The organism is Streptomyces hirsutus, assembly GCF_001418415.1.
In the GTDB taxonomy this organism is placed as follows: Bacteria; Actinomycetota; Actinomycetes; order Streptomycetales; family Streptomycetaceae; genus Streptomyces; species Streptomyces hirsutus.
Window position 1 is genome coordinate 1 of record NZ_LIQT01000184.1, and the last position, 4863, is coordinate 4863.

3 protein-coding genes and 2 pseudogenes are annotated in these 4863 nt (G+C 73.8%); all 5 read right to left on the reverse strand.

Features of this window, described 5'->3' with window-relative positions:
- Positions 1-43: 43 nt before the first annotated feature.
- Positions 44-309: pseudogene (locus tag AOK11_RS44905) on the reverse strand (alcohol dehydrogenase); the annotation flags it as partial.
- A 2-nt stretch (positions 310-311) separates the two neighbouring features.
- Positions 312-992: pseudogene (locus tag AOK11_RS14585) on the reverse strand (alcohol dehydrogenase catalytic domain-containing protein); the annotation flags it as partial.
- An 88-nt stretch (positions 993-1080) separates the two neighbouring features.
- Positions 1081-2469, reverse strand: coding sequence for an aldehyde dehydrogenase family protein (locus AOK11_RS14590; RefSeq protein WP_055594140.1), 1389 nt, complete (start codon positions 2467-2469; stop codon positions 1081-1083).
- A gap of 135 nt (positions 2470-2604) precedes the next feature.
- Entirely contained in the window at positions 2605-4011 is a 1407-nt protein-coding gene (locus tag AOK11_RS14595; RefSeq protein ID WP_055594141.1) for an ABC transporter ATP-binding protein, read from the reverse strand.
- 431 nt (positions 4012-4442) lie between these two features.
- Positions 4443-4863, reverse strand: a 421-nt coding sequence (locus AOK11_RS14600) for a molybdopterin dinucleotide binding domain-containing protein (protein ID WP_276204820.1), incomplete at its 5' end; no start/stop codon positions are given.

The window sequence follows — 4863 nt, forward strand, 5'->3', positions numbered from 1 at the left end:
TCCCCGCCCCGGAGGGAAACTCCGCTCGCCGCGCCGGGTCCTTCTAGAAGACCACCAGGGCCCGCCCGCCCTTGCCCGCCAGCATGGTGTCGAAGGCGGCCGGGATGCCGTCCAGGGCGATCCGTTCCGTCACCAGGGCGCCCAGGTCGAGCCGGCCGGCCCGGATGTGTCCGGCGAGGACGGGGAGGTCGCGGGCGGGGTCGGAGTTGCCGTAGACACAGCCGGACAGCGTTCTGCCCCAGTGGAAGATCTCCAGGGCGTTGAAGGTGACCCGCTGGTCCTTGCCGCCGATGCCGACGACCGCGGTGCNNGGTCGCCCCGGCGGAGCGGGCCAGTTCCTCCTTCGCCGGGGAGACGTCGACCGCGACGATCGTCGCCGCGCCCGCGATCCGGGCCGCCTGGAGGGCGGCGAGGCCCACTCCCCCGACGCCGAACACCGCGACCGACTCACCCGGCCGGACCTGCGCGCAGTGGTGGACGGCGCCGTAGCCGGTGAGCACGGCGCAGCCGAGCAGGGCGGCCTCGGTGAGCGGCACGCCCTCGGGGGCGGGCAGGATGCAGGACGCGGGCACCACCGTCTCCTCGGCGAAGACGGCGACGTTCAGACCGGGGTAGAGCGCGGTGCCGTCGTCGGCGCGGTGGGCGTGCACCGCGGCGGCGCCGCTCAGGGCCTCGGAGCACAGCCACACCTCGCCGCGCGCGCAGGCGGGGCAGGCACCGCAGGAGGGCGCCCAGTTGAGGACGACTCCGTCGCCGGGCGCGACATGGGTGACGCCCTCGCCGACGGAGACGACCGTGCCGGCCCCCTCGTGGCCCAGCACCGCCGGGACCGGGAGACGCATGGTGCCGTTGGTCAGGGACAGGTCGGAGTGGCAGACCCCGGCTGCGGCGAGCCGGACCCGGACCTTGCCGGGGCCGGGCTCGGGCAGGTCGATCCCCGTGATCTCCAACGGGGCGTCGACGGCGGGCAGTACGGCGGCGCGGACAACCATGGTGGTGGGACTCCCCTGGAACCGGAGGGACTTGGTCAGTGCTCGAGGAACTGGGACCGAGCCGGGTCGAAATCGGCTCGGAACCGGCTCAGAACTGGAGGGACTTGGTCTGGAGGTACTCGGTCAGGCCGTGCACGCCGAGTTCGCGGCCCACGCCCGACTGCTTGTAACCGCCGAAGGGCGCGAGGGGGTTGAAGCGGCCGCCGTTGATGTCGACCTGTCCGGTCTCCATGCGGCGGGCGAACGCCGTCGCCTGCGCCTCGTCGGCGGCCCAGACCGCGCCGGCGAGTCCGTAGACGGTGCCGTTGGCGATCCGCAGGGCGTCCTCCTCGTCCTCGTAGCGCAGGACGGACAGGACGGGGCCGAAGATCTCCTCCTGGGCGATGGTCATGTCCGGGGTGACGTCGGCGAAGACGGTGGGGCTGACGAAGCAGCCCTGCTCGCGCGGCGCGTCGGGGCCGCCGGCGACCAGGCGCGCGCCCTCGGCGACGCCCTTCTCGATGTAACCGCGCACCCGTTCCTGCTGCTTGGCGTTGACGAGGGGGCCGATGCGGTCGCCGTACTTGGCGGCGGCGGCCGCGGCGAGCTCGACGGCCTCGTCGTACTGGTCCCGGTGGACCAGCATGCGGGTCCAGGCGCTGCACGTCTGGCCGGAGTTGGACATCACGTTGGCGACCCCGACGTTGACCGCCCGTGCCAGGTCGGCGCCGGGGAGGATCACGTTGGCGGACTTGCCGCCGAGTTCGAGGGCGACCTTCTTGACGGCGGCCGCGGCGACGGCGCCGATCCGGCGGCCGACGGCGGTGGAGCCGGTGAAGGAGACCAGGTCGACGCCCGGGTGTTCGGCGAGGGCCTGGCCGGCCACCGGGCCGAGGCCGGTGACCAGGTTGAACACGCCCGCCGGGACGCCGGCCTCGTGCACCGCCTCCGCGAGGAGCCGGGCGACCAGCGGGGTGTCCTCGGCGGGCTTGACGACGATCGTGCAGCCGGCGGCGAGCGCCGGGGCGGCCTTGGCGACGATCTGGTGCAGGGGATAGTTCCAGGGGGTGATCGCGCCGACCACACCGACCGGCTCGTGGAGGACGGTCGAGTTGCCCGTCCGCTCCTCGAAGGGGTACGTCGCCGCCAGTTCGGCGTACGAGCCCGCCACCGCGATCGGCACGGCCGCGTGCACGGTCCGCGAGAGCTTCAGGGGTGCTCCGAGTTCGGCGGTCACCGTCTGCGCGATCTCGTCCTGGCGGGCCACCAGCACGTCCCGGAGGGCGGCGAGACGGGCCCCGCGCTCGGCGGGCGGGGTCGCGGCCCAGGCGGGGAGGGCGGCACGGGCCGCCCGCACTGCGGCGTCCACGTCCTCGACCGTGCCCGCGGGGACGGTGGCGATCACCTGCCCGTCGACCGGGTTCACGACCTCGATCACGTCCGGACCGGCCGCGGGGCGCCAGGCGCCGTCGATGTACATGCCGTCGTATGCCTTCATCGCACTTCCTCCGGGGCGGGGCGTCGTCGTCCACCCCATAAACTAGCGGCGCTAATTTAATGACGCCAGGGGGACACGGCCCCGGCTCGGCGGCGACCGGTGCGGATAGGGGTGCGTCCGGACGGGGCCGCGACGTCACTCGTCCAGGTCGGGCAGCTGCGCCGGGTTGGGGCAGATCCGTTCGCCGTGCTGGTCGAAGACGAACAGGTGGGCGATGTCGACCAGGAGCGGCACCTGCATGCCGTGCCGGAGGCGGATGTCCGGGGTGGTGCGGACGACGAGGTCGCCGGGCAGCCGGGGCCCGCCGGGGGCGGGCTGCGGCTGCGCCCGCTCGGCCGGCTCCCCCGGGACGTCGCCCCCGGCCCGTAACCCGCCGGTCCGCGCCCGCAGCCGGTCCAGGACGCTGCCACCGCCCTCGCGGCGGCGGCGCCGGGACGGGCGTCCGGGACGCGGACACGGAGCCTCCAGCTCGGGGACCACGGCGGGGCGGGAACCGGTGTTGAAGTGGACCAGGGCCTCATGGCCCTGGAACTCCACGTGCTCCACCAGACCGGTGAGCGCCGACTCCCCGGGGCGGACGGCACCGCCCGACGGGGCCCGCCCCGGTCCGCGGGAGGCCGTGCCCGGCTCACGCGGTCCCGTGAACCCGGGGGCTATCCGAACGGCTTCGGAGCGCAGGCCCACGATGACCTCGCGGCCCTGCTGCACCCGCAGCAACCGGTGGTCCGGGCAGAGGGGTTCGGGCAGCCGCAGGAACTGCTTGCCCAGGCTGATGGTCATCGCGCCGTCGAGCGGCGCACGGACCACCCCGCGCAGCAGGTTGATGCGCGGGGTGCCGATGAACGCGGCGACGAAGACGTTGCTCGGCAGCGAGTAGACCGCGCGGGGGCTGCCGACCTGTTGCAGGACTCCGCCGCGCAGCACGGCGACCCGGTCGCCGAGCGACATGGCCTCGGCCTGGTCGTGGGTGACGTAGACGGTGGTGACGCCCAGGTCGCGGGTGAGCTGCGCGATCTCGGCGCGCAGTCGGCTGCGCAGCTTGGCGTCGAGGTTGGACAGCGGCTCGTCCATCAGGAAGGCGGAGGGGTGGCGGGCGATGGCCCGGCCCATGGCGACCCGCTGGCGTTCGCCACCGGACAGCTGGGCGGGGAAGCGGTCGAGGAGGTCCTCGATGCCCAGCATGCGGGCGGTGGCGTCCACCCGGGCCCGGGGGTCGACGCCGGGGGCCTCGATGCGCAGGGGGAAGCCGATGTTGTCGCGGCCGGTCATGCTCGGGTAGAGGGCGAAGTTCTGGAACACCATCGCCATGTCCCGGCCGGACGGCGGCAGGTCGTTGCCGTACTCGCCGTCGAGGAACAGCAGGCCCTCGTCGATCTCCTCCAGACCGGCGATCATCCGGAGCACGGTGGACTTGCCGCAGCCGGAGGGGCCGAGCAGGACGAGGAACTCGCCGGGCGCGATGTCCAGCGACAGCCGGTCGACCACGCGTACACCGCGGGCGTAGGCCTTGCTCACGTCGTGCAGGGAGATGGCGCGTGTCATGAGGGTGCCCCCGGGGGCTCGTCAGGGCGCTGGTGCTCCGCGGTCGGACGCCTCGCGCGGGCCGTACGGGGCCGGACGGGGCCGTACGAGACGTATGAGTCACGGAAGCTAACGGAATGTAGGCGACAGAGGGAAGACGCGGGGCGGGATCGGACGTCACCGTCCACCAGATGAGAAAGCGGACGAACTCATTCGGCCCGATCCGGCCCGATCCGGCGCCGGATCCGATCAATACCGGACCCGTATCGCCCCACTCCGTATCGCCCCACTCCGTACCGGTCCTCCCCGTACCGGTCCTCCCCGGCGGAGGCGGCGACCCGGTCAAGACGGTCGCAGGCCGGGCGGAGGGCGACGGCAGGCGCGGAACACCGGGTCGCAGCCCTGCTCGGGTCAGCGCGGTGAAGGCCTGCTGCGCCTTTCGCGCCTTTCGGTCACGTGACCGGTCCTGATGCCGTTCCGGGTACCCCCTCGGACGCGGCCCCGGGCGCGATCTCGACGGGCACCCCATTGAGCACGGCGTTGCCCGACAGCGGGTCGAGGAGGCTGCCGTCGAGCAGTTGGTTGACGTTGACGCCGGGATCGGCCGCCGCGTGCCGCAGCCGGGTGCCGGGCCGGTCGTGGCCCCAGCCGTGCGGCAGGCTCACCACGCCCCGGCGCAGACCGTCGGTCACTTCGGCGGGTGCGGTCACCTCTCCCCCGGCGCCCCGGACGCGTACCGGCTGCCCGTCCCGGACGCCGAGGCGTTCGGCGTCGTCGGGGTGGATCTGCAGGGTGCACCGGTTGGTGCCGCCGGTGAGGGCGGGCACGTTGTGCATCCAGCTGTTGTTGGAGCGCAGGTGGCGGCGGCCGACC

Coding starts and splice junctions, on each gene's coding strand:
- AOK11_RS14590 (WP_055594140.1), bottom strand. CDS start 2,469: ATGAAGGCATACGACGGCATGTACATCGACGGCGCCTGGCGCCCCGCG.
- AOK11_RS14595 (WP_055594141.1), bottom strand. CDS start 4,011: ATGACACGCGCCATCTCCCTGCACGACGTGAGCAAGGCCTACGCCCGC.